Genomic DNA, 1638 nt, shown 5'->3' with positions numbered 1-1638 from the left:
TGGCGTAAATATTCTGTTAATCTGATTTAGTGAGAGAACGATTTATGAAATTGATTCAAGCGTAAATAAAATCCTGTATTGCCAAAATCCTTTTATTTTTTACGTGAAAACGGTGATGCTGCTAACGAAACACTTAGCATATTAGAGCGAGAGTTAAGACTTATTGGGAAACCAAAACTAGTGCTTGACGAAAAAAAATGGAGGTTAAAAATGGAAAAACATCTGCTGATCCTGTATTGTTGTAAGTCCCCACCAACAACAACAAAAGGAAAAAGCAGATGCAGACCCAGTATATCAATGAAATACTCAACATACCAGAGTTACAGGTTCAACAGATACTACGGAAGTGTGCAGATGAAATTCATATAGAGGCGTCGCCAGTGGCTCATAAACAATGCTGTCCGATTTGTCGATCAGATGAGTATGTTACGCGCAAAGGCTACAATGACACACGTACCGTTCGGCACCTTTACGTCTTTGAGAAGATCGTGTATCTCTTAGTTCCGGCCATCCGCATGGCGTGTTCACAATGTGGAGTTGGTTTTGTTTGGACTTACGACTTTGTCGGGCCTAAAAAACGATACAGCAATCTCTTTCGGGCACGAGCGGCAGAGCTCTACCGCAGCACATGGCTCCCGTATGCAGCAAGCACCCGCCAGTACGATCCAACGGATGCATAACGAAGCGGTTCCGTTGGAAAGCGAACGACTCTCCAAGCGGGCGTGGGAACAGGCGGCAGAAAGCGACGGTTTAATAGGTGTCGATGACTTCGCCATCAAGAAGGGGCACACCTATAATACTGGGATTCATGACCTGAAGGGAGAAATGATGCTCGATCTTTTACCTGGACGAAAGCTAAAGGATTTACGCACCTATGCTCAGTACCATCCCGCTTTTCGGCTGCTGTCTCCTAAAGCAGTGGTAATGGATTTGGCCCAGGCTTATCATACCTAGATCAGCGAATGTTTTCCAAAGGCGATCCGAATCGCTGATCGCTTTCATGTTCACGGGTATGTCATAGAGGCGCTACAAGAGGTTCGTAAAGATGTACAGAGAAAGCTTTCGCCAAGGGCAAGGCTCAAATCGTATCATCCCTGCTTTTGTTCGTTTAGCTTTTCTACCCGCTTTACGATTACCACGAAAGCAGTGATGTAAGCTTGCTTGAGTATGCGGAATAAACCTCGATATCTGGCTGTAGCCATACCGTGGAACCTCTTCAGCTCCGCACTTTTATGTTTCAATAATTGCCCTGCGAAAAATCCGCTCTTTGAACGTATCACTGAGTTCGAACTTGATACGCTCTTATGAAGTGCTCATCGGAGTAGGATTTGCTCTTGGCCCCCGGTTTGTAGCAACCTTTTTGATGGGGGCAAGTTTTACACTTCTTAATGTCAAAGTAATAAACCATTGAGCGGCTTTTCCCATTCGTTTTGCTCCCTTGAGCTGCTCTTCGTATGCTATGCTCACCAGACGTACAAACGACAATGTCAACATCCTTTTTGTATTTAAACCCTTCCATCCGCTCGCCGCCCTTGTGAATGATCGGATGCAGAGGTACAACAGGCGTTATTTCAGTTACGTGAATCAATTTCATAAATCGTTCTCTCACTAAATCAGATTAACAGAATATTTACGCCA

The 1638-nt window shown here is 44.5% G+C and carries 1 protein-coding gene and 1 pseudogene; one reads left to right on the top strand and one right to left on the bottom strand.

Annotated features, from left to right (window positions below):
- Window positions 1-278: 278 nt before the first annotated feature.
- A pseudogene (locus tag BW961_RS32100) lies at window positions 279-1092 on the top strand (transposase); the annotation flags it as partial.
- Window positions 1093-1276: 184 nt separating this feature from the next.
- Here the strand turns inward: BW961_RS32100 and BW961_RS32095 are convergent.
- Window positions 1277-1594, bottom strand: a complete 318-nt coding sequence (locus BW961_RS32095) for a hypothetical protein (protein WP_068591814.1) — start codon at window positions 1592-1594, stop codon at window positions 1277-1279.
- Between the last annotated feature and the right edge of the window lie 44 nt (window positions 1595-1638).

The organism is Paenibacillus macquariensis (genome assembly GCF_900156375.1).
GTDB lineage: Bacteria > Bacillota > Bacilli > Paenibacillales > Paenibacillaceae > Paenibacillus_AQ > Paenibacillus_AQ macquariensis.
Note: the sequence above shows the minus strand (reverse complement) of the source record. Positions and strands in the feature narration are given on the sequence as shown.